Raw genomic sequence first — 26413 nt, 5'->3', positions numbered from 1 at the left:
CTCTTAGACCGGCTTGGCCTGGTTCAGGTAGATGCCCGGGTAGCCCTGGGCGCGCACGCCGGAGATCGCCTTCGGGTCCCACGCCGTGCCGAGCTGGGTGAACACCACCGGGTAGATCACGGCCTGTTCGGAGATCAGGTCGAGCAGCTGCTTGTTCAGCGCCGTCCGCTTGGCCTCGTCCGTTTCGGCCGCGGCCTGGTCCTGCAGCGCGAGCAGGGACTGCGCGTCGGGGCCGGTGAACCGGGCGTACTTGCCGGTGAGGATGGACTTCGCGTCGTAGTAGTAGCGGATCATCAGGTCGGGGTCGTTGCCGAACTGCAGCGGGTTGTTGGTCGTGGCGACGACCTGGAAGTCGGTGCCCGCGTCCAGCTTGGAGAACAGTGCCTTGGTGTCCTGGGAGTCCAAAGTGGTCTGGACGCCGATCGCGTCCCAGCCCTCCTTGATCACCTTGACGCAGTCGGCGACCAGCGACGTGTTCGTCGTGGACAGCGTGACCTTGAGGTTGCTGACGCCGGCCTGCTGCAGCAGCTGTTTCGCCTTGCCCGGGTTGTAGGCGAAGTCCTGCGACGCGGGCTGCGAAGACGGGAGTTTCGGGTTGATGAAGGACGTGCCGGGCGAGCCGGCGCCCTTCAGCCCGATGTCGATCATCTTCTGCTTGTCGATGGCGTAGTGCAGCGCCTGGCGCACGAGGTTCTTGTCGAACGGCGCGTGCGCGGTGTTGAAGAGCAGGAAGAGGTTGTTGCCGCCGTCGGCGAACTCGACCGTGCGGCCGGCCTTGCGCAGCTGGTCGGCGTTGGCGGCCGGGATGTTCTCGGCGATCTGCGCGTCCGGCTCGGCGCCGGAGATCGCGGCGACGCGCGGGGCGGAGTCCACAATGGACTTCCACAGCATCTTGTCGTAGGCCGCCGGACGCGGGCCGTTGTAGCCGGTGAACTTCTCGAAGCTCGTGTGGCTCAGTGGTGCCTGCTCGACGACCTTGTACGGGCCGGAGCCGACGACCTTGCCGCCCTTGGCGTCGTCCCACTTGCCGTCGTAGACGTGCTTGGGCACGATCTTGCAGCACTGGATCCGCTGCAGCGCGTACGGGAACGGGAACTTGAGGACGAACTCGACCACGCGGTCACCGGTCTTGCGGACTTCGGCCAGCCAGTGCGAGAAGAAGCTGTGGATCAGCACGTTCTCCTTCTCGTCGAGCGCGCGGGCGTAGGTGAAGACGACGTCGTCGGCGGTCACCGGCTGCCCGTCGTGCCACTTCGCGCCGTCTCTCAGCTCGAACTTCAGGCTGGTGCCACTCGTGTCGGCGGGCAGCGCCTTCGCCAGGCCGGGGAAGGGGGCGCGGGTGATCGGGTCACCCTCCACGAGGGACTCGTAGCAGTGCAGGATCGCGGCCATCGAGAACGCGGACGCGGTCTGCAGCGGGTCCCACGTCTGGTTGTTGCCGTAGCCGATGACGGCGGTCAGCGAGCCCGCCGAGCTGCCGGTCTTGTTGGTGGACGCCGGCCCGCCGCACGCGGCGAGCACGGTCGGGAACGCCAAAGCCGCCCCGGCGAAGGTGGTGTAGCGCAGCAACTGGCGGCGGCTGAGCGACGGGCTCTGGGACATCGCTGTCTCCTGCGGGCCTCGAACGGTAGGACATGGGACGTCCTATGACCGGCGTGAGCCTAGGATGGCTTCGCGTGCCGGTCAACCCTTCTGGACGTATGACGTAGGATGTCCTCTCACGACGCATCCGGGGAGGACAGCAGTGGCCCGTCCGCAGCGCAGCGAAGAGATCACCAAGCGCATCATCGACCTGATCGTCGAGCGGGAGCTCCCGCCGGGCGCACCCATGCCCACCGAGCTGAGCTTGATGGAGGACATCGGCGTCAGCCGCAACTCCATCCGCGAGGCGATCAAGGCCCTGCAGGCCCTCGGCATCGTCGAGATCCGCCACGGCTACGGCACGTTCGTCGGTTCCGCCGGGTCGGAATCGCTGCAGACCTGGCTGCTGTTCCGCACCCGTGCCCGCGGCGCCACCGATGTCGGACGGCTGCGCGACCTCCTCGAGGTGCGGGAGATGCTCGAGACCGAGCTGACCCGCCGCGTCGCCACCGACCACCGGCCCGGCCTGGTCGAGGAGCTGCAGGCCTGCGTCACGCGGATGAAGCGCAAGGGCCCGGACGCCGCCGAGGCCGACCGCGAGTTCCACGACCTCATCTGCGCCGAGGCCGGGTTCGACCTCGCGCGCGAGCTCACCGGGCTGTTCTGGGACGTCTACCGGATCGCGGAAAGCGAGCTGGGCGGGCCGGCGTCGTCGGCGACGGCCACCGCGAAACGGCACCAGGCGATCGTCGACGCGCTGTTGCTGCGCGACGCCGATGCCGCGGCCGAAGCCGTGCACCGGCACTTCGACGAGGTCCGCAAGCGCGCGAAAGCAGGTCCGTACGGGGGTTTCGGCGTCGCCCGGCCGGTGCCTGCGACCCATTCCTGACTCTCGGTCGTTGACCCGATCGAGGTAACTTCCGGAAGTTCGAGAACCGGGCTCAACGGGTCCGGCGTCTGGCTCGTCGGTAGTGGTGATCAACCACCACACGGAGGTGCCAGTGCGAAGAACACTTTCGGCGTTCGCGGTCCTGCTCGCCGGTTCGGCGGGATTGGCCGGGCTCGCCCCGCCGACCGCGGTGGCCGCTACGACAGCGGCAACCGCCACTCTGCCCACCGGGGACCGGGTCACCGTCCGGACCACCGCGGACGGCCGTCCGGCATACGACGTCCAGCCGGCCGTGGAGAAAGGCATGGCACGGGCGCTCGTGCACCTGCGGCTGGGCGAACGCGACTACGAGGTGCCCGGAACCGCGCTCCCCTACCTGGGGCGTGGGCTGGACCTGAGCCTGTTCGACGTCCAGGCGCTCCTGGCCGGTGCATCGGCCCCGGTCGACCCGGCGGCGTTCGGCGCCGCTTTGGCGAAGCAGTTCAAGGAGGACAACGCGAGGGGCCACTTCGGGGGTCAGGGGCTTTTCGCCGGGGGAAAGACTTTCGCGCTCTCGGGGGCGCCGACGCGGCGGGCCGTGCAGCCCCGCTCGGTGCTGCGCACGGTTTCGGTGGACGCCAAGGACATCGCGGGAAAGCCGGCCGACACCGGCGTCGCGTTCCTGTACAACACCGATGACGGCAACCTGCTCGACCCGAACGAGAGCCTCAACTACTTCTCGGGCGGCACGGCGAAGTTCAGCGCGCCGGACGGGACCTACAGCGCGCTCGGCCTGTTCTGGACCGCCGACGCCGACGGCAACCCGACCGAGGTGCGGTTCAGCGCGCAACCGGAGTTCGCGGTGAAGGCGGACAAGACCGTCCGCGTGGACGCTTCGCGCGCCTCCAGCAAGGTGACCTGGGTGACGCCGCGGCCGGCGCTGCTCGACGACACCGGCTTCCTGTTCCGCCGGGCCGCGAAGACCGGGCCGGCGCTGCTCGTCGACTTCGACGCCGGGCCCGGCGTGCCGATCTCCGTGTCGCCGACGGCGGTCCCGGTCCGGACCGGCGCGCTGCAGACGTACCCGTACAGCAGGCTGGTGTCCCCGCCGGGGCCGGGCACGCCGTACGAATACGTCCTCCAGAAGGCGAGCGTCGGCACGATTCCGCAGCAGCGGTACGCGATCACGGCGAAGGACGTCGCCGCGGTGAACGCGACCTACTTCAGTGAATACGCGACCCTCGGCCGGCGGCAGCGCAGCGGGATGTTCTCCTTCGAGGACTCGAGCGGCCGGGTCTCGCACCTGATCGAGCTGCCCCGGAAGCAGACCGAGTACGTCTCCGCGGCGCCGGACCTGCGCTGGTTCGGCGGGTTCTCGAAGTACCTGCCGCCGGGGCCCTTCCCGGCCTGGGCCGGGGGCCAGTACGAGCCGTTCCACGCCTACACCGGGGGCACCACGGTCACGGAGGACTGGAACAAGTTCCCGCTGCACCCGGCGGGCGGCGTGGCCCTGCTGCCGCTCTCCGACGGCAGCGCGCCGGAGATCCCGGCCGCGACGCGCGCCGGCGACCTGCTGCGGTTGTCGATCACGCCGTTCAGCGACAACCAGCCCGGGCACACCGGGTTCGGCTTCTCCGGCGAGCGGACGGACACGATCACCGGCCGCTACACGCTGACCCAGGACGGCGCGACGATCGCCGAGGGCAGCCCGGTGGGGGCGACCGAACTGGCGCTGGAGCAGGAGGTCGCGGCCGGGCCGTCGACGCTGGGGCTCACGGTCGACGCGGGCCGCACCGGCCCGATGTACCACCAGAGCACGGCCACCCACACCGAATGGACGTGGAAGTCCCAGCACACCGACGGCACGCTCCCGCCGGCCCTCTACTGCGCGCGTGGCGCCGAGGGCCGCGACCGGTCGTGCGCGGTCGAACCGATGCTGACGCTGGGGTACGCGGTCGGCGGGCTGCGACCGGACGGGTCGACGCCGTCGGGTCCGCAGAGCCTGGATCTCACGGTGGGGCACCTGCAGCTGAGCGCGGGGTCTCCGGTGACGGCCGCGACGGTGCAGTACTCGACCGACGGCACGACCTGGCAGGACGCGACGGTCACCCCTCGCGGCGACGGCGTCTTCCACGCGGACTTCACCGCGGCCACGGACGAGTACCGCGGCACCGACGTCTCCCTGCGCGTCACGGCTTCCGACGCGGCCGGGGCGACCGTGGCCGAGTCGATCACCGCCGCCTACCACGTCTACGCGTCCTGAAGGGAAGGTCCACCGTGCACAGATCGATCATCGGCGTGCTGAGCGCCGTGGTGGTCGCCGTGGGGGCCTTCGCCCCGGCCGCGTCCGCCGCGCCGGTACCGCGGGCGGCGTGTCCCGACCCGGGTCCGGGCCTGCTGCGCTGCCTGACCACCTACGCCCCGGTACGCGTCTTGGCCGACGGCCCGGTCGGCTGGGGCGCCGACGACCTGGCGTCGGCGTACCGGCTGCCTTCCGACGCGGGGCCGGACACGGTCGTCGGCATCTCGATCGCCTACGACGCGCCGAACCTGGAGGCGGACCTCGCGGCGTACCGGGCCCAGTACGGCCTGCCCCCGTGCACGACGGCGAACGGCTGCTTCCGCAAGGTGAACCAGCAGGGCGCCGCGGCTCCCCTGCCGGCCGCGAACTTCGGCTGGGCACTGGAGTCCACTTTGGACGTGTCGATGGTGTCGGCGGCGTGCCCGTCGTGCCGGATCCTGGTCGTCGAAGGCAACACGCCCGGGTTCGCCGATCTGGCGGAGACGGAGGACACGGCGGTCCGGCTGGGCGCTTCGGTGGTCTCGAACAGTTACGGCGCGCGGGAAAGCGGTGCACCGCTGGCGTTCGCGAGCCACTACCAGCACCCGGGCGTGACGGTGGTGGCGTCCTCCGGCGACGCGGGCTTCACGGCGGCGAGCTACCCGGCGGTCCTGCCGACCACGGTGGCGGTCGGCGGGACGACGCTGGCCCGCGACCCGTCCTCGGCCCGCGGCTGGACGGAGTCGGCGTGGCAGTACGGCGGCAGCGGCTGCTCGGCGTACCTCGCGAAGCCGTCGTGGCAGAAGGACACCCACTGCGGCAAGCGAACGGTCGCGGACATCGCGGCGGCGGCCGAGGACATCGCGATCCACTACACGGACGCGGGCGGCTGGCTCCCGGTGAGCGGCACCAGCGCGTCGGCGCCGTACATCGCGGGCTTGATCGCCCGATCGGGCCACGCGGGAACGACCCAGCCCTCGACGATCTACGCGCGCGCGTCCCAGTTCGTCGACATCACGACGGGCAACAACGATCCGACGAGCGGCGGGAAGAAGTGCGGTAACGACTACCTGTGCGTAGCGGGCCCGGGCTACGACGCCCCGACCGGAGTCGGCGTCCCCCTCGGCCTGCGGGGCTTCTGAAGTCCGCGAAGGCCTCCTTACCGGCCATAAGAGCCGGTAAGGAGGCCTTCACGGCCGTTCGGTGCCCGGCCGGCACAAGCCTCGCTCGTACGCCAGCAACCCCGCCTCGGTCCGGTGCGCGCACCCCAGCTTCCGCACCACCTGAGCCACCAACCCCCGCACCTCCGGCTCCCCCACACCCAGCCGGCCCGCGATCTCGGCGTTCGTCAACGCGGACCCGATGCCGATCAGCACCTCCCGTTCCCGCGCCGACAGGCGATCCACTCCGGCCAGCCGCTCGTCTCGTGGCCCCGACAAGCGCGTCGCAGCCGAGACCAACCGGCGGGAGGCGTCCGGGGAGAGCACCACGTGCCCGTCCGCGGCCAGCCGGACCACCTTGATCAGCTCGTTGCGCCGCGCCGACCTCAGCAAATAGCCGGAAGCCCCGTCGCGCAGGGCCCGCAGGATCCCGGCGTCGGAGTCGAACGTGACCAGCGCCACCACGGCCGGGCGGCGGAAGACCGGCCCCAGCGGCGCCAGCCGCAGGTCCAGCAGCACGACGTCCGGCAACCGGCTGCGGAGGGTCGTCCGGGCGGCCGCCGCGTCCGGGGCCGAGCCGACCACCTCGATGCCGTCGGTCTCGGCGAGCAGGGCGCCCAGGCGGGCCCGCACCGCCGGGTCGCGCTCGGCCAGCAGCACCCGGACCGGCGGCGGTGGCAGCACCCTCAGTCCTTGGGCCGCAGGCGGATCAGCGGCAGGTCGGTCCGCGACGCGCCCACCAGGTCACGCCCGCCCGGGCCGCGCAGCCGCAGCTCGCGGAACCGCACCGAAGACAGCTGCGCCGCTTCGATCGGGTACACGTCGCCGTAGCGCTTGATCTTCTCGACCAGTTCCTTGCCCAGCAGCTCCACCAGGCCCGCGTGGCGACTCGCGCCACCGCCGAGGGGTACGTCCAGCTGCCGGCGCACCTCGGGAAACCGCTGGTCCAGCTCGACGGCCAGCTGGTGGATCGTGACGTAGGCCGGGCCGAACTCGGACGCGTCCGGCCCCGGCGGGATCTCGGCCAGCACCTTGATGAGCTTGTCGTCCATCCCGAGTTTGTCCCACAGGGTCACGTTTTCCTCCTGTCGTGGCCGCCGCAGGTCTACCAGAGGACCGGGACGCGGTCCACTCCCCCGGTGACCCGGTTCGTCCGGACCTCCAGCTCCTCGGCCGGCACCGCGAGCCGCAGTCCCGGGAACCGGCGGAACAGCGAGCCGAACGCGACGCGCAGCTCCGTGCGGGCGAGACTCGCGCCGATGCAGAACCAGCCGCCGTAAGCGAACGCCACGTGCGCATTGGGCTTGCGCTCGGGGTCGAATTCGGCGGCGGCGGGGAACACCGACGCGTCCCGGTTCGCCGCCGCCAGCGACAGGACGACCGCGTCACCCCGGGCGAGGGTCACCCCGCCCAGCGAGACGTCGTCGTGCGCGTACCGCAGCACCCCGAGCCCACCCGGCGCGGACAGCCGCAGGATCTCCTCGACGACGCCGTGCGTCCGACCCTCGGGGTCGGCGGCCAGCGCATCGCGCCGCGCGAGGTCGGTGAGCAGGTACAAGACGCCGAGGTCGATCCGGTTGGACGTCGTCTCGTGACCGGCGAAGAGCAGGCCGGCGGCCAGCCGGGCGAGGTCGTCGTCGGTGAACCCGGGGTCCTCGGCCTGCGCGCGCACCATGTCCGAAACGACGTCCTGACCGGGTGAGCGACGCTTGGCCTCCGCCAGCCGGCCCATGTAGGCCGCGAACTCGTCGAGCGCCGCTTCGGCGCCGGAACCGATGTCCATCCGGCCCATCCGCTCGGACAGCACGCGGAACGTGTCGCGGTCCTCGTACGGGACGCCGAGCAGTTCGCAGATCACCAGCACGGGCAGGGGGAACGAGAGGTGTTCGTGCAGGTCGACCGGCTCTTCCGCGCGCCGGGCGCGCTCCATGGCGGCGAAGCAGCCGTCGGCCAGCTCCTGGACGTGGCCGGCGAGCCGCCGGATCCGGTTGGCGGAGAAGGCCGGAACCAGTATTTTCCGCATCCGAGCGTGCTCGAGGTGCTCGGTTTCGTGGTCACCCTGCGGCCGGCTGAGAATGGCCGCGTCCGACAGCGCCGACGCGGTTTCCGGCGCCGGGTGCGAGCGGCCGAAGCGCGGGTCGGTGAACACCGCGCGGACCTCTTCGAACCCGGTGACCAGCCACGCCGGGTCGCCGGTCGGGGTGGTCACCGCCACGACCGGCCCCTGCCGCCGCAGCACCTCGAAGAGCGGGGCGATCTCCAGGACGTTCGGCCGCTCGAACGGCAGGCGCGGCGTGCCGGTGGTCATCGGGGTCTCCTCCCGGGCGCGCGGCCGGTCGGCGCGGACACGGGCGGCCCGGTCACCGGCCGCTCCCCCGGTCCCCCTGTGTTCCACGGTACCGAGAAACCCGCGCGAGGGCGGGAAACCGCGCGATTCCCCGCCCTTTCGGGCCAACGCCCGAAACTGTCGGTCCCCTCCGCCAGCGTGGATACCGGGGACCGGAGGCACGGCCTACGGCAGTTTCCAAGCCCGGGTGAGCGCGATCGGCAGGTCGCTCAGCTTGTCCGAAGTGGACCGGAACGCGTCCTCCCGGGAAAGCCGGGTCGTGACGGAGTAGCTCAGTCCTTCCCGCGGCCCTTCAGCTGGCGCAAACCGACGACGATCACCGCGAGCAGCCCGACGACCCCGACCACCACCCAGATCCAGCCGGGGATGCCGCTGGTGTCGACCGCGGTCGGCGCGCTGGGCGCCTGGGCCTGGGCGGACGCCGTCGGTGCCGGGCTCGCGGAAGCCGGCGGCGAACTCGCGGCCGTGACGCTGAAGTGCACGGTGCCGGTGAGGTTGTCGCCGTCCTCGGCGATCACCTTCCAGGTCAGCGTGTAGGCCTGGGCCGGTCCGGACGGGGTCACCGGCGCGGTCACGACGGCGCCGGCCACCACCGGCGCGCCGACCTGCCAGGCCGTACCGTCGCGGCCGGTGACCTTCAGCGCCTCCGGCGGCAGGGTCACGGGCTCGCCGAAGGTCAGCCGGAGCTCCGCCGGCGCGGCCGCGAGCGCGGCGCCTTCGGCGGGTGAGCTGGACTCCAGCTCGGTGTGGGCCGAGGCCGGCCCGGCGAGCACGACGAGCCCGATGAGGGCGGCGAGAACGGCTCCGAACGCACGACGCGGGATCATCCGGACATCCTGCCCTATCCGGCCGTGCAGTCTTCGTGTCCACCCGTGCACCCGGGTGGGGGTCCCTTCTCATCGCGGCGCGCATTGGCCAGGATGGACGCCTGGGTGGCAAGGGAAGGACCTCCATGGCGACTGTGCGCGACGAGGCCGACGCGCGGCGGCAGCTGCGTGCCGAGCACCAGCGTGAGAAGGACGAACCGAGGAAGCGCGCCTCGGGCGTCGAGAAGCCGCAGGGCACCGGCGCGGCCGCGCTGGTCGCCGACGGCACCGACGTCCTCGAGCTGGACTACGCCGAGATCGACGCCGCCAAGAACGCCCTCGACGCGCGGCACCAGGAGCTGTCCGGCTACCTCGAAAGCGCCCGCGAGCTGGGCACGCCGCTCGCCGACGGCAAGGGCCCGGTCTCCCATTGGATGCGCCGCTCGTTCGGGCTGCGCGGCGGCGCCGAGGCCGGCGGTGTGCAGGCGGCGCTGGAGTCGTACCTGGCCGAGCTGGCGTCGCTGCGGCAGGCGCTCGACACCGTCGCGGCGTCGCACCGGAGCAACGACGAGGAGGCCGCCGCGTCCCTCCGGGTGGGTGAGACCGATGCCTGAGTTCCACTCCACGCACCACCAGCCGACGGCGCGCGAAAAGGCGAAGGCGCGGCGGGTGCGTCGCGAGAAAGCCGTCAACAACCGCGAAGACTCGTTCGGCAAGATCAACTGGGACAGCTACGACCACCGCGAGCTGTGGGACATGGTGCAGTCGGCCGACCCGCCGCGGCTCGGCGAGCAGGCGCACCGGTGGGCCGAGCTCGCCCGGGGCGTCGACACGGCCACCGGCGACGTCCACACGCTGGTGCAGAAGCTGCTGCTGTCGTGGCGCGGGCCGTCCGCCGCGCAGGCGGCGGACTCGGTGCAGCGCTTGACCGGCTGGGCGAGCACGGCGGGCGAGAACGCCCGGCACATCGGCGACGGTCTCGACACCTACACCTCGGCGATCGGCGAAGCCCGGCGGAAGATGCCGGAACCGGTGCACTACTGGGCCGAGCGCTGGTTCAAGGAGGGGTACGCGGTCAAGCGGCTCGACGGGCCCCAGGGCGCGTACATGCTGGACGAGCTGCTCGACGACAAGCTGCCGACGAAGCAGCAGGCGGACGACGCGAAGGCCGAAGCGGTCCGCGTGATGGAGCAGTACGAGAGCGCGAGCCACGACGTCCGCCACCGTCTCCCGCCGGCGTTCGACACGGCGCCGCAGGTCAGCGCGGCGGGTTCGGACCCGGTGGCGCCGCGGGTGCCTCATGCGCCTGTGGTCGAGGCGCCGCCTCCGGACCGAGAGCCGGACGACGTTCCGGACCGGGTGCCGGACGACTCGACGTCGACCGCGTCCGCGGTGCCGCCTGTGTTCACCGGCGCGGGGGTCCTGCCCGCCGCCGGCCTCGACGGGGTGATCGGCGCGGGCGGGACGGGGACCGTGTCCGGGCCGGGTTTCGCCGGCTTCGCCGGCTCGGGTCCGGCCGGTGCGGGCGCGGCAGGTGGCGCGGGTGCCGCGGGCTCGCTGGGCGAAGGCGGGCGGGCCGGCGTGGGGCGTTTCGGGACGGCGGCATCGGGTTTCGGACCGGGGCCGGCCGGTGGGCGCGGCGCAGGGACAGGGTACGGGATGTACCCGCCCGGCCAGGGTGCGCGGCGCGAGGAGGACACCGAGCACCGCGACAAGTACGCGGACGGCTACGACCTCCTCGACGACCTGCCCCCGGCGTATCCCCCGGTGTTCGGCGAATGACCGGCGGCTTCCACGCGGACCCGGCGGCGCTGGACGCCCTGGCCCTCCGCCTCGAGGACACGGCGGAGGAGTACAGCGCGGCGGCGAGCGAGGTCGAGACAGCGCCCGGCGACCTCGGCCCGCCGGCGGTGACCGGCGCGCTCGCGGTGCTGGCCGGCGAGTGGTCGGGCAGGATACGAGCGGTGGAAACGGACTTCGCGACGGCGGCGGGCAGCGTCCGGGCGGCCGCGAAGGCCTACCGGGCAACGGATGCGGCCGCGGCCGAGGAACTGGGCCGGGCCGATGGCTGACCACGTCGCGACCACTGGCCGCCCTCGTGTCGGATCTCCTCCCGCGCCGGGGGTGCCGAGCCGCCGATCGGCCGGGCACGCCACCGCCGAGCCGACCTCGCCAGCGGCCGCCCCCACCGCAACCGCTGCCGACGAACCCCGGCCAGCCTCGTGTCGGCTGTCCCCCGCGCTGCGAGTGCCGAGCCGCCGATCGACTGGACACACCACCGCCCACGAAACGGCCGAGCCGATGGCCGACCACCACATGACCACCACCCACGAACCCGGCCGCCCTTCTGTCGGCTCAACCCCCGCCCTGCGAGTGCCGAGCCGCCGATCGGTCGGGCACCCCACCGCAACCGCCGCCCACGAACCCGGCCGTGCCGATGGCTGAGTTCCAAGGCCTCGGTTTCAACCCGGTCCCCGGCCGTCCCGACGCCGTCTCCGAAGCGGCCCGCCACTTCTCCGCCGCGGCGACCCGACTCGACGAAGCCCCTTCCCCCGGTGAAATCCCCGAGTGGGCCGGCCGATCCGCCCAAGCACTCGCCGACCGCGCCGGACGCGCCGCGGCCGGCCTCGCCGCCGTGCCCGAAGCCCTGCGCGCGGCCGCCGCGATCCTCGACGACTGGGCCGGCACCCTCGTCGCCCACCACCGCCTCGCCGACGAACTCGACCGCCGGGCCGCCGCCGCCCGCCAAGCCCTCACCACCGCCCAGGACGACGTCGACCACGCCGAAACCGAAGCGCAGTTCTCCCCCGCCACCCAGCCGAACCTCACCGCGGCCCGCGCCCGCCTCGCAGAAAGACAAGACGCCCTCGACCGCGTCCTCGCCGAAGCGCGCGAGCTGGAACGCGCCCACACCACCGAAGCAACCCGCGTCGCCGACCGGCTCCGGGCCCTCGGCGACGGCGCTCCCCTGCCGAGCGCCCCGGACTTCCCGAGTGTCACCGCCCAGCTGGAGACGTACTCGGCCATCGGGCGCGAGCTGGGCGTGACCGTCGCGAAGACCCCCGTCGTGCCGGTGACGCCGCCCTCCGGCGCGGTCGGTGCCTTCGCCGCGGCCCTGGGTGGCCGGTGAAACTGCCCGCCGTTCCGGGGATCACCCCGGTGAGCCTGCACTCGGTCGAGCGCACCACCGCCGAGCTGCACGCGCTGATGGCGCGCCTGCGCGGCCCCGACGCCGCCCGCGACCTCGGCCTGGAGGCGGCGGCCGTCCAGTGCGCGGAGATCGCCCACGACCAGCGCGCCGGGCTGCTGGCCCTGGTCGAGCACCGCGACGCCGATCCCGCGGTGCTCATCGCCGGGGTCGTCCCGATCGACGGCACCCTCGACGAAGCCGCGGACCTCGGCCACTTCGTCGCCGACACGACCCCCGGCATCCGCGAGGTCAGCCACGCCCGGACCGGCCGCGGCTACCCGGTGGTGATCGTCGAGCGGATCGGCCTGTCCGGCGCGCAGCTGCAGGCCGTCGTCCTCGATCCGGATCGCCCGCGCGCGGCCGTGTTCACGCTGCACTCCCCCGGTGGCCGCGGCTGGCTGGAGGTCGCCGGCCTGGCCGGGACGCTCGTCGCCGGTGTCGACCTCACCCCCGCAGCGCCCGCTCCCGGAACTCGCGCGGCGTCCGGCCCGTCGCGAGGCGGAACGTCCGCGAGAAGTGCGGGGCGCTGGTGAATCCGCAGTCACGCGCGATTTCCGCGATCCCCCGCGCCGCCTTCGCCGGGTCCGCAAGCAACGCCTTCGCGCGCTCGACACGCAGGCCCTTCAGTCGTTCCGAAACGCCCTGGCCGTCGTCGAAGAGCTGGTACAGCCGCCGGCGCGAGATGTACAGCGCTTCGGCGATCTTGTCCGCGCTGAGCGACTGCTCGCCGAGGTGCGCGCGCATGTACTCCAGGGCTTCGCGCCTTCGCGCCGCCAGAGCGTCGACGCGGTCGAGCTCGACGCGAAGCGCGCTACGCAGCACCAGTTCGGCCAGGCCGAGCAGGTGGTGGGCCAGCCCGTGCGGGTCGAGCCGCGAGCCGGCAGCCAGGACGTGGGCCACGGCGCCGGCGAACAGCGACCGCAACGGCGCGTCGACCTCGACCGGCCGGAACATCAGCGGCCGCAGCTCGGCGAACGAGATCGACAGCTTCGCCGCGGCGACGGTCAGCATCACGACGCCGGACGGCAGCAGGTGCAGCGTCGCGTCGGCGTACGTGAGCTTCGCGCCGGATTCGGCCACCGCGCGCGGGACGGGACAGCGCAGCAGCAGCTGGATGCCTTCGGGGTCGCTGCTGCCACCGAGAATCGCGGCACGCGCGGCCGCGGCACCGGAAGCGCGGACGACGAGGTACCCGCTCGCGGGGACGTCCATCGGCTGCGGCTCGACCATCGGCACCATCGTGCCCGACGGCGGCCGCGCACCACGGGAAGGGGGACCATGGCGCGGCGCACCGCGACGGCGGCCGGAGTGATCCTGTCGCATCTGGAATTCGATCTCCTCTGGGCGGACCTGGGGCCGGGCGGGCCGCCGCCGTACCCGTTCGACGTGCCGGCGCACGGCGCCACCCACGCCGAGCGCGACGAACTGGGCGTGCGCGTCTTCGCCGGGCTGGCGGAGGCGGGTCTCACGGACGGCGACGACGTCGACCCGGCGCTGGCGGATCTGTTCGCGCTGCTGGGTGCGCCGTCGCTGAGCGTCGACGCGCTGGTGCTGGGCGAAGCGCCGTGGCGGCTGCTCGCGGCAGTGCGGGACGCGGCCGGGGTGCTCGCCGTGCTGGACGAGCGCGACCTGGTGCTGGAGCCGCTGCGCCCGGCCGGGCTGGTCCCCGCGGTGGCCAGGATGCTCGGCGACGTCGAGGCGGGCCCGGGCGACCAGCTCCGCCTCCCGCGCTCGGCGTACTCGGCGGCGATGGACGCGTACGCGCGCAGCGGGTACGACGCGTTCGAGCGGGCGCTCGGCACGGCCGGGATCACCGGCCGCGCGGTCCGGCCGCTGGCGACGCTGGTGACGGCGGAGCGGTACACGGCGGGCCAGCTCGCGGCGACCGGCCCGGCCGGCCGCACCCCGGTCCTGGCCTGGTTCGACACGGCGGCCGGTCGCTACGCGGTGACGCCGGAGGACGTGGCCGGCGAGCCGTGGGTGATGATCACACCGGCCGACGGCGCCTGGCTGGCCGACCGCCTGACCCGCATGGTCGGCGACGCCCGCTGACCCGAGCCTGCCGCGCCGGTCAGGTCGCCCAGGTCGCCGGCAGGAACTCCTCGGGTTCGGGGTACAGCCGCGGCCGGATCCTCGGCCCGTCCACCGCGCCGTGCGGTTCGCTCACGGGCCGCGCCCCGATCCGCGGGCCCGCGACCTCGTCCGGCAGCAGGCCGCCCAGCACCTCGCGTCCCTGCCGCAGGGCGTCCGCGCCCGCGTCCGAAGCCAGCCGCCGGATCACCCCGGCCAGCTCCCCCGGCGACCGGTTCAGCGCCCACCGGTCGAACCGCAGGTCCACGAGCGCCCCGTGCAGATCGACCACGACGGAAACCCCGTCCTCGGCCGCGGCCGCGCGGATCGCCGCCAGCCGCGCCCCGAATCCCGGATCCGGCGCCGCGAAGGCGTCGTCGGCCAGTTCGAGCGCCGTCTTCCCGGGGTTCACTGTGCCCGCCAGCTGTCCGGGGTGGTCTCTTCCGCGGCTTCGCCCGCCGAGGGCAGGCCGAGCGCGTCCACCTCGTCCTGGGTGTGCCACAGCGAAGCCGTGGCCCGCGCCGACGCGGCCGCGGCCAGCACGAGGATCCGGCGCGCCAGCTCGTCCGGCTCCAGCCTCAACGCCGACGCCTCCAGCGTCAGCTCCCGCAACGCCCCGCCGGGCGCGACCTCGACGGCGACCGTGCGGTCGGCGGCTTTTCCGGTGATCACGGGTGGACCCCTCCGTAGAACGTCGACGCCGAGAGCGTGTGCGTGTTCCGGCGGACGGCGTCCCCGGAGTTGCCCTCGATCATCGTGACCTGGTTTCCCTCGACCTTCTCGACGATGCCGATGTGCGTGCTCGTCGCCGTGCTCTGCGGGCCGGTGCCGAAGATCAGCACGTCCCCCGGCCGCGCTTCGTGCAGCGCGTGCTTGCCGTACGCGTGCCCGTTGCGCTCGCCCCAGTGGAAGACGTCGCCGCTGAAGGGCAGCACCGGGATCTTCACGCCGGCCTTGCGCCACATCGCCGTCGCGAACGACGAGCACCAGGCGGCGGTCGGCCCGTACGGGTTCCGGTTGCTGCCCGGCGGGTTCTCCCGGACGCCGAGCTGCGTGCGCGCCGCGTGGACGATGTCCTTGCCACGCCCCGATGCCTTGCTCGGGTGCGTCGCCTTCGCCGGGTGCACGGTCTTGTCCAGGACGCCGTCGTGGGTCAGGTCCTTCCGGAGTTCGCGCAGTTTCTTCGCCGCCGCCTTCAGTTCCGCGTCGACGTGCCGCAGCGCCGACGCCGACTGCCGCGTGTACTGCGGTGCCAGGTCGGCGGCGTGGCCGACCGCGCGCATCAGCGCGGCCTGCGTCCCGGCCGCGACACCCGCGTCGAGGACTTGCTTCGCCTTCGCGGTGTACTCGTCGACCAGCCGCTGCACGGCCGTGTGCCCGGAGTCCACTGTGGACGCCACGTGGGCGACGACCTTCTCCGCGGCCGACCCGGCGGCGCCGGTGATCCGAAGCTCCTTCGTCAGCTTCGCGCTGTTGTGCCGGAAGCCGCCGGCGCCGTGGCCGTGCCAGTGCTCGAGGACGGTGGCGCTTTCCCGGTGGTAGGCGTCGTGCTGGGCGTCCAGCGCGCCGGCCACCCGGTGCAGGGCGTACTCGGCGCGGACGGCGTCCTCGGCCTTCCCGGCGAGCTTGTTGCGGTGCGCGACGAGGTCCTTCGCGAAGGAGTGCGCGAGCGCGGTGGTGTCCATGTCAGCTCCGTCGGGCGTGGTCGTTCAGGGCGGCGGCGGTGGCCGTCTCGTGGTCGCGGTAGGTCTTGGCGGCCTTCCGCGCGGCGGTGGCCAGCCCGCCGGCGTGCGTCCCGACGCCCTTGACCTGGTGCTGCAGGGCCAGCCCGAAGCCGGCGAGCGCGTCGGCGAAGCCCGATTCCTCGCCGATCTTGCCGAAGCTCTCGCGGCCGATCTCCCGGACGTCGCGCAGCTGCCCGGTCGCGGTGCCGAGTGCGTCGGCGACGTGCCGGGTCCGGCTCACGTAGGACTGCAGCACGGCGTCGTCCACCCTCAGCGGGCCACCGCTCGCGCTGCCGGTCCCGGAGGTCTTCCCGTGGTGTTTCGTGACGTCGTGGGCGGCCCGGCGAGCGGCCGTCAGGTGGTGCTTGTAGGCACCGTTCGTGTACGTCGACCAAGGCGTGAAGTCGTGCCCGTCGCTCGAGATGCTGTTCGCGACCCGGGCGTTCGTGTCCGGGTTGAACAGCTGGTCGTCCGACTTCAGGTGGTACTGGTGACGCCGCTCGGGGCCGAGCGCGCCCAGCATGTTGATCTGCCACAGGCCGTAGGAGTCGTCCGGCGGAGTGGCGTTGTGCGCGGTCGTCCGGCCGCCGGACTCGGCCAGCGCGACGGCGACCGCGGTGGTCAGGCCCTGGCCGCGGAACCCGGCCTCGTAGGCGTGCCGGGCGATCTGCTCGGCGCTCAGCTTCGTCATGGTTCGACCTTGACCGCCCGGGTACTCCCGGCGGTAGCCGCGGTGCACGCAGGGACAACCCGGGTGCACGCGCGGCTCAACCTCCGGGGCGGCTCAGCCGTACTGCTCTGAAGAGAGGTCCTGCGAGGAGGAACGGATGCGAAGCGCCGGGGTGCTGACCCTGCTGGGGTTGACGCTGGTCACGGCGTCGTGCGCGGCACCGCGCACCACCACGCCCAGCCCGATCGCCGAACCCGCGCCGCTCGTGCGGACGACCATCTCGGCTCCGCCCACCACCACGGCACCGCCGCCCGCGCCGCCGTGCGCGGTGACCACCGGCGCGTGCGTGAGCCTGGCGCAGCGCCTGGCGTGGCTGCTGCGCGACGGCGAGGTCGTGCGCGGTCCGGTCCCGGCCGGCTTCGGCCCGCCGGACCAGGCGACCCCGGCCGGGTCGTTCCACGTCGTGTGGAAGGACCGCCAGCACACCAGCAGCGTGTACGGCACGGACATGCCCAACTCGGTGTTCTTCGCCGCCGGCGGCATCGCCTTCCACGCCGGGCCGCTCGACGCGCCGTCGCACGGCTGCGTCCACCTCACCGACGCCGATTCGGCCGCGTTCTTCGACGGCCTGAAGGTCGGGGACGCGGTGCAGGTCCTGTAGCGTTCATTCCTTGCCGGACACTTCGACTGTCGTTTCGCGGCTGCGCGCCGCGGGCTGCGTGTTCGCCGAGGACGAGGCGGACCTGCTGATCGCCGCCGCCACGACGCCCGCCGAGCTCGACTCGCTCGTCGAGCGCCGGGTCGCCGGGCTGCCGCTGGAACACCTGCTCGGCTGGGCCGAGTTCCACGGCCTCCGGATCTCCGTGCGACCCGGGGTGTTCGTGCCGCGCCACCGCACCGAGTTCCTGGTCGACGTCGCCGTCTCGCTCGCGCCGCCCCACCCGGTGGTGCTCGACCTGTGCTGCGGGTCAGGCGCGCTGGGCGCCGCGTTCACCGCCGCGCTGCGCCCGCGTGAGCTGCACGCGGCCGACGTCGAGCCCGCGGCCGTCTCCTGTGCCCGGGTGAACCTTCCCGACGCTGCGGTTTACGAAGGCGACCTCTACGACGCGCTGCCGCCGTCGCTTCGCGGCCGGGTCGACGTCCTCATGGCGAACGTGCCGTACGTGCCCTCGGACGCCGTGGCGACCATGCCGCCGGAAGCGCGGCTGCACGAACCCCGTGTCGCGCTCGACGGTGGCACGGACGGCCTCGACCTCGCCCGCCGCGTCGCCGCGGGCGCGTCGCGGTGGCTCGCGCCGGGCGGGACCCTGCTGGTCGAGTCGAGCGAGCGGCAGGCACCCGTCTTGAGCGGCGTGTTCACCGCGGCCGGGCTGGCACCGCGCGTGCACGAGTCCGAAGAGCTGGGTGCCACGGTCGTCACCGGCACCGCGAACCCGTGATCTCACGTTCCGGCGCCCGCGGACGTCTACCGGGTGTGACCGTGAAACCGTTCGAGCAAGTCGTGGCCGAGCACGGGCCGATGGTCCTCCGGGTCTGCCGGGCCGTGCTGGGGCCGGCGGACGCCGAAGACGCCTGGTCGGAGACCTTCCTGGCCGCGCTCAAGGCGTACCCCGAGCTGCCCGCCGACGCGAACGTCCAGGCGTGGCTCGTCACGATCGCGCACCGCAAGGCCATCGACGTCACCCGTGCCCAGGCGCGCGGTCCGCTGCCGGTCGGCGAGATCCCGGACCGGCCGGGCCGCCCCGACTCGTGGAGCGGCGACCTGTGGGACGCGCTCGCGAAGCTGCCGGACAAGCAGCGCACGGCCGTCGCCTACCACTACCTGGCCGGGTTGCCCTACCGCGAGATCGCGGAGATCACCGGAGGCACCGCGGACGCCGCCCGCCGTGCGGCCGCCGACGGCGTCAAGGCCCTGCGAGCCACCTACCCCTTGGAAGGAGCGCACTCATGATCGACGCAATCTGGTCGTTCCCGGTGGAGGCCCAGGTCCTGCCGCACCACATGCACGAACGGCTCACGGCCGAAGCGGAGCGCGAGGGCCTGCTGGACGTCGCCTACCGCACGCTCGACACGCCGGTCGGCTCCCTGCTGCTGGCGGCGACCGTCCAGGGCCTGGTCAAGGTGGCCTTCGACCGCCAGGACCACGACGCGGTCCTGGCGGAGCTCGCCTCGGCGATCAGCCCCCGGATCCTCCACGCCCCGGCCCGCCTCGATCCGGTGGTCCGCCAGCTGGACGAGTACTTCACCGGCGGCCGCCGCTCGTTCGACGTCCCGCTGGACTTCCGCCTGGCCCGCGGGTTCCGGCTGTCGGTGCTGGAGCACCTGCCGGAAATCGAGTACGGCCACACCGAAAGCTACTCGCAGGTCGCGACCGCCGCGGGCAGCCCGAAGGCGGTCCGCGCAGTGGGCACGGCGTGCGCGCTCAACCCGCTGCCGGTGGTGGTGCCGTGTCACCGGGTGGTCCGCTCGGACGGCTCGTACGGCCAGTACGCCGGCGGTGAAGAGGCGAAGCGGGTGTTGCTGACGATGGAAGCGGCTTAGCTTCCGAATCAGTCCCCCGGCTGATCTCACGTTTCCGGCATCCGCAGCGTCTACCGGGTATGAGCACTTTCGAAGAGCGCGTCGCCTCGGCCGACTGGGACGCGGTGGCCGCCGAGGTCGACGACTACGGCTGTGCACTCCTGCCGCAGCTGCTCACCCCGGCCGAGTGCGCGAAGGTCGTCGCGCTGTGGGACGAACCGGATCACTTCCGGGCGACGGTCAACCTGCGCCGCCACCGCTTCGGCGACAACGGCGACTACCACTACTTCGCCGCGCCGTTCCCGGAGCCGGTGGAGCGGCTGCGGCAGGCGCTTTACCCGCGTCTGCTGCCGATCGCCCAGGACTGGTACACCCGCCTCGGCCGAGAGGCGGCCTGGCCGTCCACTTTGGACGATTGGCTGGCGGTCTGCCACGACGCCGGCCAGAAACGGCCGACCCCGATCCTGCTGCGCTACGAGACAGGCGGCTGGAACGCCCTGCACCGCGACCTCTACGGCGACAAGGTGTTCCCGCTGCAGGTCGTGATCAACCTCAACGACCCGGGCACCGACCACACCGGCGGCGAGTTCCTGCTGGTCGAGCACCGGCCACGGGCGCAGTCCCGCGGCACCGCGACCCTCATCCCGCAAGGCCGCGGCCTGGTGTTCACCACCCGCGACCGCCCGGTCCGCTCGGCTCGCGGCTGGTCGGCGGCACCGGTGCGGCACGGCGTCTCGGCGGTGCGGTCAGGCCGGCGACACACCATCGGCCTGGTCTTCCACGACGCGACATGACCGACGCGGAACTGGAGGCGCTCGTGAAGGTGCTCGGCGAGGCCCGGCACGCCGTGATCGGCACCGCGGCCGACCCGGCCTCACGAGCCGACGGCGCGCGGATCGTGGCCGCGTGGGGCGGTCCGGTCCTGGCGACGGTGACGTGGCCGGAAACGGCGGCGTCCTGGTTGCGCCAGGCCCGGCGGTTCGCGGCGCCGGAGCCGGACATCTGGGTCGTGGCGGCCACCCCGGCCGGCTGGGCCGGTATGACGCGCCGACTGCTGATGTCGACGAAGTGGAGTCCTCATCGGACGGTCGTCACAGCGGCTTTGACGGATTCCCGCCTGCCCGGCCTACGCGGCGTCCGGGCGGACGGCACTACTTGGGAGAACTGATGAAGCACACTCTGGTGGATACCCCGATCGGCGAGCTCACCCTCGTCGGCGACGGCGATGTCGTGACCGGCCTGTACTTCCCGCACCACTGGACCCGCCCGGACCGGACCACGTTCGGCCCCTGTGACGCCACGGCGTTCCCCGAGGCCGTTCACCAGCTGAAGGAGTACTTCGCCGGACAGCGCACGGAGTTCGAGGTGCCGATGCGGGCCGACGGTCCCTCTTTCGACCGTGCGGTGTGGACGGAACTCGCGACGATCCCGTACGGCTCGACCGCGACCTACGGCGACCTGGCGAACGCAGTCGGCGGGCTGCCGCACGAGGTCGGGGCAGCGGTCGGCCGGAACCCGTTGAGCATCCTGGTGCCGTGCCACCGCGTCGTCGGGAAGAACGGCAAGCTGACGGGCTATGCGGGTGGGCTCAAGCGCAAGCAGTTCCTCCTGGAGCTGGAGCGCCCACCGGCCTCGGAGCGCGGCCAGCTCTGGTGAGTCACAGGTGGCTCAGGAGCATGGTGGCGCCGAGCCCGGTCATGGTCACGGCGATGACGACGTCCAGAACGCGCCAGGCCACTGGCTTCGCGAACACGCCCGCGAGCTTCTTCGCACCGAAGCCGAGCGCGCTGAACCACACGGCGCTGGCGACCCCGGCGCCGAGCCCGAAAAGCCACCGCCCGTCACCATGGGCGACGGCGACCGAGCCGAGCAACAGGACGGTGTCCAGGTAGACGTGCGGATTGAGCCAGGTGAAGGCAACACAGGCCAGCACGGCCTTCCGCAGCGGCGTCCGTTCATCGCCGACGGTCATGACCGAGCGCCGAAAAGCCCGCCGCGCGGCCACCGCGCCATACCCGAGCAGAAACACGCCACCGCCGACGGCGATCACCCCGATCGCGGTCGGCCACTGCTCGATCACGGCCCCGATCCCGCTGACCCCGAGCCCGATCAGCACCAGATCCGACACAGCACAGATGACGACGAGCGGGGTGACGGCACCTCCGCGCAGTCCTTGCTGCAGGAGAAAGGCGTTCTGTGAGCCGATGGCCACGATCAGGGACAGACCGGTCCCGAAGCCGGCGAGGAGCAGTGGAAGCACCCGACCACGGTACGGCCGTCCCGCTGGATTACTCCAACTAAAGATTCTTACGTAACATTAGCGCTCGTGATGTCAGATCTCCCGCTGGACCAGGTCAGAACCCTCTTGGCCGTAGTGGACGAGCAAAGCTTCGACGCAGCGGCGTCAATCCTGCACGTAACGCCCTCCGCGGTCAGCCAGCGCATCAAGGCCCTTGAGCAGCGCACAGGCCGCGTCCTGCTCCTGCGCACCAAACCGGTCTCCCTGACAGAATCAGGCCAGGTCCTGGTCCGCTTCGCGCGCTCACTGGCCCAGCTGGAGCAGGACGCGCTGTCCGAGCTGGGCCTGGACTCGTCAACGCGCACGCTGTCGATAGCGGTGAACGCGGACTCGTTGGCAACATGGTTCCTCCCCGCCCTATCCCGCCTCCCTGCATCGCTCTCGATCGCCTTCGACCTCCAACGAGAGGACCAAGACCACACCGCAGCGCTCCTCCGCGAGGGCCTGGTGATGGCAGCGGTAACGGCCTCACCCCAGCCGGTCCAAGGCTGCACATCCCACCGCTTGGGCCGCATGCGCTACCGGGCAATGGCGTCCCCGGCGTTCATCACCCGCCACCTTGCGGACGCTCCCCTCGCGTCGTCCCTCCCAACCGCCCCGGTAATCGTGTTCGACCGCAAAGACGACCTCCAGGACCGCTTCCTCCGAGCCTTGACGCGCCGCCGAACCTTCACCATGGTCCGCCACCACATCCCGGCATCGGAGTCATTCGTAGACGCGGTAGCAGCCGGCCTGGGCTGGGGAATGGTCCCAGAGATGCAGGCAGCGCCCCGCGGTGACGCCCTGGTAGACCTAGCCCCGGATCGACCACTGGACGTACCACTGCACTGGCAGCAGTGGAAACTGGACTCCCCGGCCCTCGCGGCAGTGGCGGCGGCGGTGGCGGAGGGCGCGAAAGCAGCACTCCGCTGACCCGTGGACAGCGAAACAGAGGGAGGCAGCAGGAGCTAGTCGAAGGCCGCACCGACCTCGACTCGCGACCCGTCGCCCAGCAGGTGTGTGCCAGTGACCGGCGTGCTGCCCTGGACCCGTACGAGCAGGTTCGTGACGCCGGACAGCCCTGCGAGGTTCACCGGGCCGCCTTGCGAGATTCTCAGCTCCCGCAACGTCGGCATGCGGGTGAGCGGAGCCAGGTCCCGTGCTGTCCTCGCCGAACTGACCGTCAGCAGTCGCAGGTGCGGCAGTCGCGTCAACGGCATCAGATCCCCGACCGGCGTACCGTCCAGATCGAGCTCGGCCAGGTTGCCGAGTTTGGTCAGCGGAGTGACGTCGACCGGAGCGCAGTGCTGGAGCTTGAAGGTCGTGAGTGAGGACGCCCAATGCCGCGGCATCCCGGTCAGGGAGCTCAAATGACGGCAGTCCACGAGCTGGATGGTGCACGGGTAGACGAGGAACGCCAAAGGGGTGAGTTCTTTCAGGTCGTCGACAGACGCCAGTGCCAGCGTTTCGAGTACGGAGGCGTGCACACCCAGGCGGGCCAGGTCGGCCACACCGCACCCGCCCAGCAGGATCAATTCACGCAGCGAAGCGATCTCCTGCAACGCACCGAGATTGCGGATCCGCTTCACGCTGACGAGTAACGATTCCAAGCGCTGCAAAGCCCTCAAAGGTGCGACATCGACTGCCTTGTCGGCATCGATGGCGAGCTCGCGCAATGCCGGCGTGGTCAACGTGGAAAGGTCCACGAGTCCCGAGGCCGACAGCCTGAGTACCTCCACCTGGGCGGGCACGAACGCCACGGACCCGAGCTGTGGAACCGAGCACTCCAGCTCCTTGACGTGCTTCAAGTGCCGCAGGCTCGGCGCCATCGCCGGGTCGCGCACCTCCAGCGCGGAAATCCGCAGATCGGCGAGCACTTGCTCCGCGTAGGACTCGGCATCAAACCTCGGCCACGCCGTGATGAGCTCGTGCTGGACGCTCTTCCGTTTGTCACCGGCGAATCGGGAAATTACCGGAAGTGCTTCGTCCACCCCGATCTCGGCCGCCGCCCGTACCGTCGCGGCCGCTTCGCGGGCCGTGCGCACCTCGGCTGCTGCGAGCAGGTCCAACACGAACAGCCCGGCCGATGCGAAGGCGCGTGCCGCGCTCAGCGACTTCGGCGGAAGAAGTTCCGCCGCACGACGGGTGATCTCCGCGTGCAGCCGTGGGTCCAGTTCCGGCGAGGTTTCCAGACAGGCCACCGAGAGCAGGTGCAACGTGTACCTGTGCTGCGACTCCCGGTCCCCCCGCGTTCCACCAGACCGGAAAGCAGCTCCTCCCGCTGGGCGCGCGAGGCGTGGCCGGCCGCCATCACGACCACCTCGTGCCACTGGTCCAGGTGACCGTGGGCGACGAGGGTACCGACATCGTCGGTGTCCACCGTGGCCGCGCGCGCCGCCAGGTGCTCCTGGAAGGTGCGATGCACGAAGTCGACGCGGCCGTCGACGGGCTCGCGCAGCAGGCCGGTACGTTCCAGCAGGTGCCGGTACACCACGTCGGGGTCGGCCGTGACCTCCGGCATGCCGCGCAGCCGCCTGGCGAGCTGCTCGATCGCCCGGCTCACCGCCGCGTCAGTGAAATCGTTGCGCAGGAACCAGTAGGCGAGATCCGACAGCAGCAATGTCTTGCGCGTGCGGTTGAGGCCCGGCAAGGTCGAGACCCGGCGCTCGGCGTCACGCCGTTCCAGCAGCATCTGCAGGGCGACGTCGTAGAGTTCCATGCGGCTGTCGGGAAGATCCCCGCGCCGGTCGCGGTGCAGCGCGCAGAGCAAAGCGCAGAGCAAGGGGTATCCGGCCAGCTTTCTCAGGTGGTACCTGCCGGTGAGCTGCCGGAGCAGCCCGCGCTCGTACCGGTCCAGCTCCCTTCTCGCGGTCTCGTCCGCACATTGCGCGCGGACGGCCTGATGCCAGCGATCAACGAAAACCCGCACGTCATTCGGGACCATCGGCTGCAAATCCGCGACGGTGAACTCTTCACCGCGCAACCATTCCGGGGGAGCCGCGCTCGGGCGCGAGGTGACGACACAGCGCATCTCCGGAAACGCGGTGACGAGCTGGCGCAGCCACGACCGAGCCTCGCCCCGACGTTCGGCGGCGAGCTCGTCGACCCCGTCGACCAGCACGATGGCCCGCCCGGCCCGCAACAGCTCCTGGACCCAGCCCTGGGGCATCTCGCTGGCGATGTGTCGGCCGACCTCGTCGAGGAACCGTTCCGGCGGCGGCAGCTCGCGTTCCGCATAGCGGCGAAGCGGGATGAAGAACGGGATGAGATCGTTCCAACCGGTGAGCGGGGCGGTAAAGTCCGACCGCGCGCCGCGGACCGCTATCCACTGCAGCAGAGTTGTCTTGCCGAGCCCGGCTTCACCTCGGATGAACAGCCGCCGCGTGCGCGAAAGCAGCTCCTCGATCCGGCGGCTCGGCGCGAACGTCTCCTCACCTGCCGACTCGGACACCGCGGTGAGGCTCAGGTACGCGACGGACAACGGGTATCGCCGGCTCGCCTCGGACAACGTGGCACCGAACATCTGCACGTGGTCGAGTGTGCGCGCGACCAGCTGGCGGTAGTCGTAACCGAAGTCCGACGCACGCCGCCGTTGTGGCAGCCTGCCCAGCACATCTCGGATACCCGCGACGATTTCGGTCTCCCGGCGGAGGATCTCGGTCAGTGCGTCGGGCGAGAAGACCGGAAGGCCGCGCGCGATCTCGATGACGTAACCGCAGCATTCACGCAGTAAAAGGCCGTAGAGGGTGGTCGCGCCGCTCGACAGGTCGCGCGTCGCATCGGGAACCTTCGAGCGGAAGTGCCGGTCGAGTCGACGAGCGTCGAGATCGGCGGCGAACAAGTCGTCGTTGTCCAGTCCCGCCTTCTCGAAGGTCGAGCGTACTGCCTCGATCGCCGCCAGCCGCTCGTTCTCCCGCAGGTCGCGATATTCGAACTCCATCATCGGGGTGAGCCGCTCGGCCACCGCATCGGTGAAGTGCTCGATCATCCGGTGCAGCTTGCGCTGCGTGAGGTGGGTGTTGAGTCGGCCGGCCAGCTGCTCGACGACATTGTCGCCGACGGCGGCCGCGATCGTCTTGTCACCGAGCCAGAGTTTGGTGGCACTGCGGACCGCGGCCGCACCCAATCCGACAAGTGCCGCCTCGATGCTCACTTGATCTCCCCCGCATCAGGTTGCCGGTACCGAGGATCTAGCTGGCACGGCAGGGGTCTTCAAGCGATTGCGCGGAACACCGCCCAATTGGCGCAGCTCGGCCGGCCGAACTGCGCCTGGCGGGTTACTGCTGTGTACGGGTCAGCTGACCGGGAAACCCTCCCACGCCGTGCTCCACCAGGTCGAAGGCCTGGTCGATGAACGCCACCTGCTCCCGCCGCACCACGTCGGCCTCATCCCCAGCCACGATCCGCCCCATGGCGTGGGAAAACACCGACGTGATCGCCGTCGTCAGCAACCCCGCCACCACCCGAGACCTGAACGCATCCCCCGTCTCCGCGACGAACACCTCGGCGAACGCCTCAGCGATCTCCCTCTCCTGCTCGAACCACCGAGCCATCAACGCCGGACTGGACGTCAACACCCACCAGAACCCCGGCCCACCGGCGATGGCCCCCGACAGCGGATGGCCGGAAGCCACCAGCGAGTGCTGGTGCGCACGCAAGGCAGCAACAGGCGACACCCCCGCCGGCCGGGTGCGGACCACCGCGACCAGCTCCGCCAGCCGGTCCGCGTGACGGTCCAGGAAGAGATCCTCCTTGCGCGGGAAGTAGTTGAACACCGTCATCTTCGACACGCCCGCTGCTTCGGCTATCTCGGCCACCGTCACCTCCTCGAAGCCTCGCTCGATGAACAAGCCCGAGGCCACGTTCGAGATCAGCTGGCGCGTGGCCCGCTTCTTCCGCTCGCGCAGTCCGTGATCCG

At 71.8% G+C, this 26413-nt stretch carries 31 protein-coding genes; 17 read left to right on the top strand and 14 right to left on the bottom strand.

Annotated features, from left to right (window positions below; genetic code table 11):
• Positions 1-3: 3 nt before the first annotated feature.
• Entirely contained in the window at positions 4-1602 is a 1599-nt protein-coding gene (locus ACZ4TR_RS47330; RefSeq protein ID WP_465295524.1) for an ABC transporter substrate-binding protein, read from the bottom strand.
• 142 nt (positions 1603-1744) lie between these two features.
• Here ACZ4TR_RS47330 and ACZ4TR_RS47325 point away from each other — a divergent pair, with 142 nt between their 5' ends.
• The 3 genes from ACZ4TR_RS47325 (at position 1745) to ACZ4TR_RS47315 (ending at position 5872) form a co-directional block, all read left to right on the top strand.
• Positions 1745-2470, top strand: coding sequence for a FadR/GntR family transcriptional regulator (locus tag ACZ4TR_RS47325; RefSeq protein WP_364523112.1), 726 nt, complete (start codon positions 1745-1747; stop codon positions 2468-2470).
• 112 nt (positions 2471-2582) lie between these two features.
• Entirely contained in the window at positions 2583-4712 is a 2130-nt protein-coding gene (locus tag ACZ4TR_RS47320; RefSeq protein WP_465295522.1) for a hypothetical protein, read from the top strand.
• A 14-nt stretch (positions 4713-4726) separates the two neighbouring features.
• Positions 4727-5872, top strand: coding sequence for a S53 family peptidase (locus ACZ4TR_RS47315; protein WP_465295520.1), 1146 nt, complete (start codon positions 4727-4729; stop codon positions 5870-5872).
• A gap of 48 nt (positions 5873-5920) precedes the next feature.
• Here ACZ4TR_RS47315 and ACZ4TR_RS47310 read toward each other — a convergent pair whose 3' ends face one another.
• The 4 genes from ACZ4TR_RS47310 to ACZ4TR_RS47295 form a co-directional block, all read right to left on the bottom strand.
• Positions 5921-6574, bottom strand: coding sequence for a response regulator transcription factor (locus ACZ4TR_RS47310; protein ID WP_465295518.1), 654 nt, complete (start codon positions 6572-6574; stop codon positions 5921-5923).
• A gap of 2 nt (positions 6575-6576) precedes the next feature.
• Complete coding sequence (locus ACZ4TR_RS47305; RefSeq protein ID WP_465295516.1) at positions 6577-6966, bottom strand: hypothetical protein; 390 nt, start codon at positions 6964-6966, stop codon at positions 6577-6579.
• Positions 6967-6995: 29 nt separating this feature from the next.
• Positions 6996-8198, bottom strand: a complete 1203-nt coding sequence (locus ACZ4TR_RS47300) for a cytochrome P450 (RefSeq protein ID WP_465295514.1) — start codon at positions 8196-8198, stop codon at positions 6996-6998.
• Positions 8199-8509: 311 nt separating this feature from the next.
• Positions 8510-9064 carry a copper resistance CopC family protein gene (locus ACZ4TR_RS47295; protein WP_465295512.1) on the bottom strand — a complete coding sequence of 185 codons (555 nt, stop codon included), beginning with the start codon at positions 9062-9064 and terminating at the stop codon, positions 8510-8512.
• 125 nt (positions 9065-9189) lie between these two features.
• Here ACZ4TR_RS47295 and ACZ4TR_RS47290 point away from each other — a divergent pair, with 125 nt between their 5' ends.
• From ACZ4TR_RS47290 to ACZ4TR_RS47270, 5 genes are all read left to right on the top strand, one after another.
• Complete coding sequence (locus tag ACZ4TR_RS47290) at positions 9190-9657, top strand: hypothetical protein (protein ID WP_465295510.1); 468 nt, start codon at positions 9190-9192, stop codon at positions 9655-9657.
• Positions 9650-10825 (top strand): PPE domain-containing protein, encoded by a 1176-nt coding sequence (locus tag ACZ4TR_RS47285; RefSeq protein WP_465295508.1) that lies wholly within the window; start codon positions 9650-9652, stop codon positions 10823-10825. Before ACZ4TR_RS47290 ends, ACZ4TR_RS47285 begins: the two co-directional genes overlap by 8 nt.
• The gene (locus ACZ4TR_RS47280) at positions 10822-11115 is read left to right on the top strand and encodes a hypothetical protein (protein ID WP_465295506.1); all 294 of its coding nucleotides are present in this window, start codon (positions 10822-10824) and stop codon (positions 11113-11115) included. The genes ACZ4TR_RS47285 and ACZ4TR_RS47280 overlap by 4 nt, the downstream gene beginning before the upstream one ends.
• A gap of 365 nt (positions 11116-11480) precedes the next feature.
• Positions 11481-12173: a hypothetical protein gene (locus ACZ4TR_RS47275; RefSeq protein ID WP_465295504.1), complete on the top strand. Its 693-nt coding sequence runs from the start codon at positions 11481-11483 to the stop codon at positions 12171-12173.
• A complete protein-coding gene (locus ACZ4TR_RS47270; RefSeq protein WP_465295502.1) occupies positions 12170-12766 on the top strand; it encodes a hypothetical protein in 597 nt (198 codons plus the stop codon). The genes ACZ4TR_RS47275 and ACZ4TR_RS47270 overlap by 4 nt, the downstream gene beginning before the upstream one ends.
• On the opposite strand, the gene ACZ4TR_RS47265 is transcribed toward ACZ4TR_RS47270, so the two are convergent.
• Positions 12678-13463: a helix-turn-helix transcriptional regulator gene (locus ACZ4TR_RS47265; protein ID WP_465295500.1), complete on the bottom strand. Its 786-nt coding sequence runs from the start codon at positions 13461-13463 to the stop codon at positions 12678-12680. The genes ACZ4TR_RS47270 and ACZ4TR_RS47265 overlap by 89 nt on opposite strands.
• A gap of 48 nt (positions 13464-13511) precedes the next feature.
• Between ACZ4TR_RS47265 and ACZ4TR_RS47260 the strand changes: the two genes are divergently transcribed.
• Positions 13512-14285 (top strand): ESX secretion-associated protein EspG, encoded by a 774-nt coding sequence (locus tag ACZ4TR_RS47260; protein ID WP_465295498.1) that lies wholly within the window; start codon positions 13512-13514, stop codon positions 14283-14285.
• A gap of 19 nt (positions 14286-14304) precedes the next feature.
• Here ACZ4TR_RS47260 and ACZ4TR_RS47255 read toward each other — a convergent pair whose 3' ends face one another.
• Genes ACZ4TR_RS47255 through ACZ4TR_RS47240 form a run of 4 tightly spaced genes read right to left on the bottom strand, consistent with a single transcriptional unit; the run spans position 14305 to position 16718 of the window.
• Positions 14305-14715, bottom strand: coding sequence for a hypothetical protein (locus ACZ4TR_RS47255; RefSeq protein ID WP_465295496.1), 411 nt, complete (start codon positions 14713-14715; stop codon positions 14305-14307).
• The gene (locus ACZ4TR_RS47250) at positions 14712-14975 is read right to left on the bottom strand and encodes a YbaB/EbfC family DNA-binding protein (protein ID WP_465295494.1); all 264 of its coding nucleotides are present in this window, start codon (positions 14973-14975) and stop codon (positions 14712-14714) included. Before ACZ4TR_RS47250 ends, ACZ4TR_RS47255 begins: the two co-directional genes overlap by 4 nt.
• Positions 14972-15988 (bottom strand): CHAP domain-containing protein, encoded by a 1017-nt coding sequence (locus ACZ4TR_RS47245; RefSeq protein WP_465295492.1) that lies wholly within the window; start codon positions 15986-15988, stop codon positions 14972-14974. Before ACZ4TR_RS47245 ends, ACZ4TR_RS47250 begins: the two co-directional genes overlap by 4 nt.
• 1 nt (position 15989) lies before the next feature.
• Entirely contained in the window at positions 15990-16718 is a 729-nt protein-coding gene (locus ACZ4TR_RS47240) for a type VII secretion target (protein WP_465295490.1), read from the bottom strand.
• Positions 16719-16854: 136 nt separating this feature from the next.
• On the opposite strand from ACZ4TR_RS47240, the gene ACZ4TR_RS47235 reads away from it, so the two are divergent.
• The 7 genes from ACZ4TR_RS47235 to ACZ4TR_RS47205 are packed head-to-tail and all read left to right on the top strand — an operon-like array spanning position 16855 to position 20873.
• Positions 16855-17358, top strand: a complete 504-nt coding sequence (locus ACZ4TR_RS47235) for a L,D-transpeptidase (RefSeq protein WP_465295488.1) — start codon at positions 16855-16857, stop codon at positions 17356-17358.
• A 10-nt stretch (positions 17359-17368) separates the two neighbouring features.
• Positions 17369-18136, top strand: coding sequence for a putative protein N(5)-glutamine methyltransferase (locus ACZ4TR_RS47230; protein WP_465295486.1), 768 nt, complete (start codon positions 17369-17371; stop codon positions 18134-18136).
• 35 nt (positions 18137-18171) lie between these two features.
• The gene (locus ACZ4TR_RS47225) at positions 18172-18648 is read left to right on the top strand and encodes an RNA polymerase sigma factor (RefSeq protein ID WP_465295484.1); all 477 of its coding nucleotides are present in this window, start codon (positions 18172-18174) and stop codon (positions 18646-18648) included.
• Positions 18645-19238 (top strand): methylated-DNA--[protein]-cysteine S-methyltransferase, encoded by a 594-nt coding sequence (locus ACZ4TR_RS47220; protein ID WP_465295482.1) that lies wholly within the window; start codon positions 18645-18647, stop codon positions 19236-19238. The genes ACZ4TR_RS47225 and ACZ4TR_RS47220 overlap by 4 nt, the downstream gene beginning before the upstream one ends.
• 59 nt (positions 19239-19297) lie before the next feature.
• The gene (locus ACZ4TR_RS47215; protein WP_465295480.1) at positions 19298-20011 is read left to right on the top strand and encodes a 2OG-Fe(II) oxygenase; all 714 of its coding nucleotides are present in this window, start codon (positions 19298-19300) and stop codon (positions 20009-20011) included.
• Positions 20008-20385, top strand: a complete 378-nt coding sequence (locus ACZ4TR_RS47210; protein ID WP_465295479.1) for a hypothetical protein — start codon at positions 20008-20010, stop codon at positions 20383-20385. Before ACZ4TR_RS47215 ends, ACZ4TR_RS47210 begins: the two co-directional genes overlap by 4 nt.
• On the top strand, positions 20385-20873 hold the full coding sequence (locus ACZ4TR_RS47205) for a methylated-DNA--[protein]-cysteine S-methyltransferase (protein ID WP_465295477.1): 489 nt from the start codon (positions 20385-20387) through the stop codon (positions 20871-20873). Before ACZ4TR_RS47210 ends, ACZ4TR_RS47205 begins: the two co-directional genes overlap by 1 nt.
• Position 20874: 1 nt before the next feature.
• Here ACZ4TR_RS47205 and ACZ4TR_RS47200 read toward each other — a convergent pair whose 3' ends face one another.
• On the bottom strand, positions 20875-21477 hold the full coding sequence (locus ACZ4TR_RS47200) for a LysE/ArgO family amino acid transporter (protein ID WP_465295475.1): 603 nt from the start codon (positions 21475-21477) through the stop codon (positions 20875-20877).
• Positions 21478-21546: 69 nt separating this feature from the next.
• Between ACZ4TR_RS47200 and ACZ4TR_RS47195 the strand changes: the two genes are divergently transcribed.
• Positions 21547-22428: a LysR family transcriptional regulator ArgP gene (locus ACZ4TR_RS47195; RefSeq protein WP_465295646.1), complete on the top strand. Its 882-nt coding sequence runs from the start codon at positions 21547-21549 to the stop codon at positions 22426-22428.
• Between the two features lie 35 nt (positions 22429-22463).
• On the opposite strand, the gene ACZ4TR_RS47190 is transcribed toward ACZ4TR_RS47195, so the two are convergent.
• The 3 genes from ACZ4TR_RS47190 to ACZ4TR_RS47180 form a co-directional block, all read right to left on the bottom strand.
• Positions 22464-23711 (bottom strand): leucine-rich repeat domain-containing protein, encoded by a 1248-nt coding sequence (locus tag ACZ4TR_RS47190; RefSeq protein ID WP_465295473.1) that lies wholly within the window; start codon positions 23709-23711, stop codon positions 22464-22466.
• Entirely contained in the window at positions 23603-25648 is a 2046-nt protein-coding gene (locus ACZ4TR_RS47185) for an NACHT domain-containing protein (protein ID WP_465295471.1), read from the bottom strand. The genes ACZ4TR_RS47190 and ACZ4TR_RS47185 overlap by 109 nt, the downstream gene beginning before the upstream one ends.
• Positions 25649-25772: 124 nt before the next feature.
• Entirely contained in the window at positions 25773-26357 is a 585-nt protein-coding gene (locus tag ACZ4TR_RS47180; protein WP_465295469.1) for a TetR/AcrR family transcriptional regulator, read from the bottom strand.
• Positions 26358-26413: the final 56 nt, after the last annotated feature.

The sequence above is a fragment of the Amycolatopsis sp. NPDC028719 genome (assembly GCF_055565395.1).
This window is presented reverse-complemented; position numbering and strand designations above follow the sequence as displayed.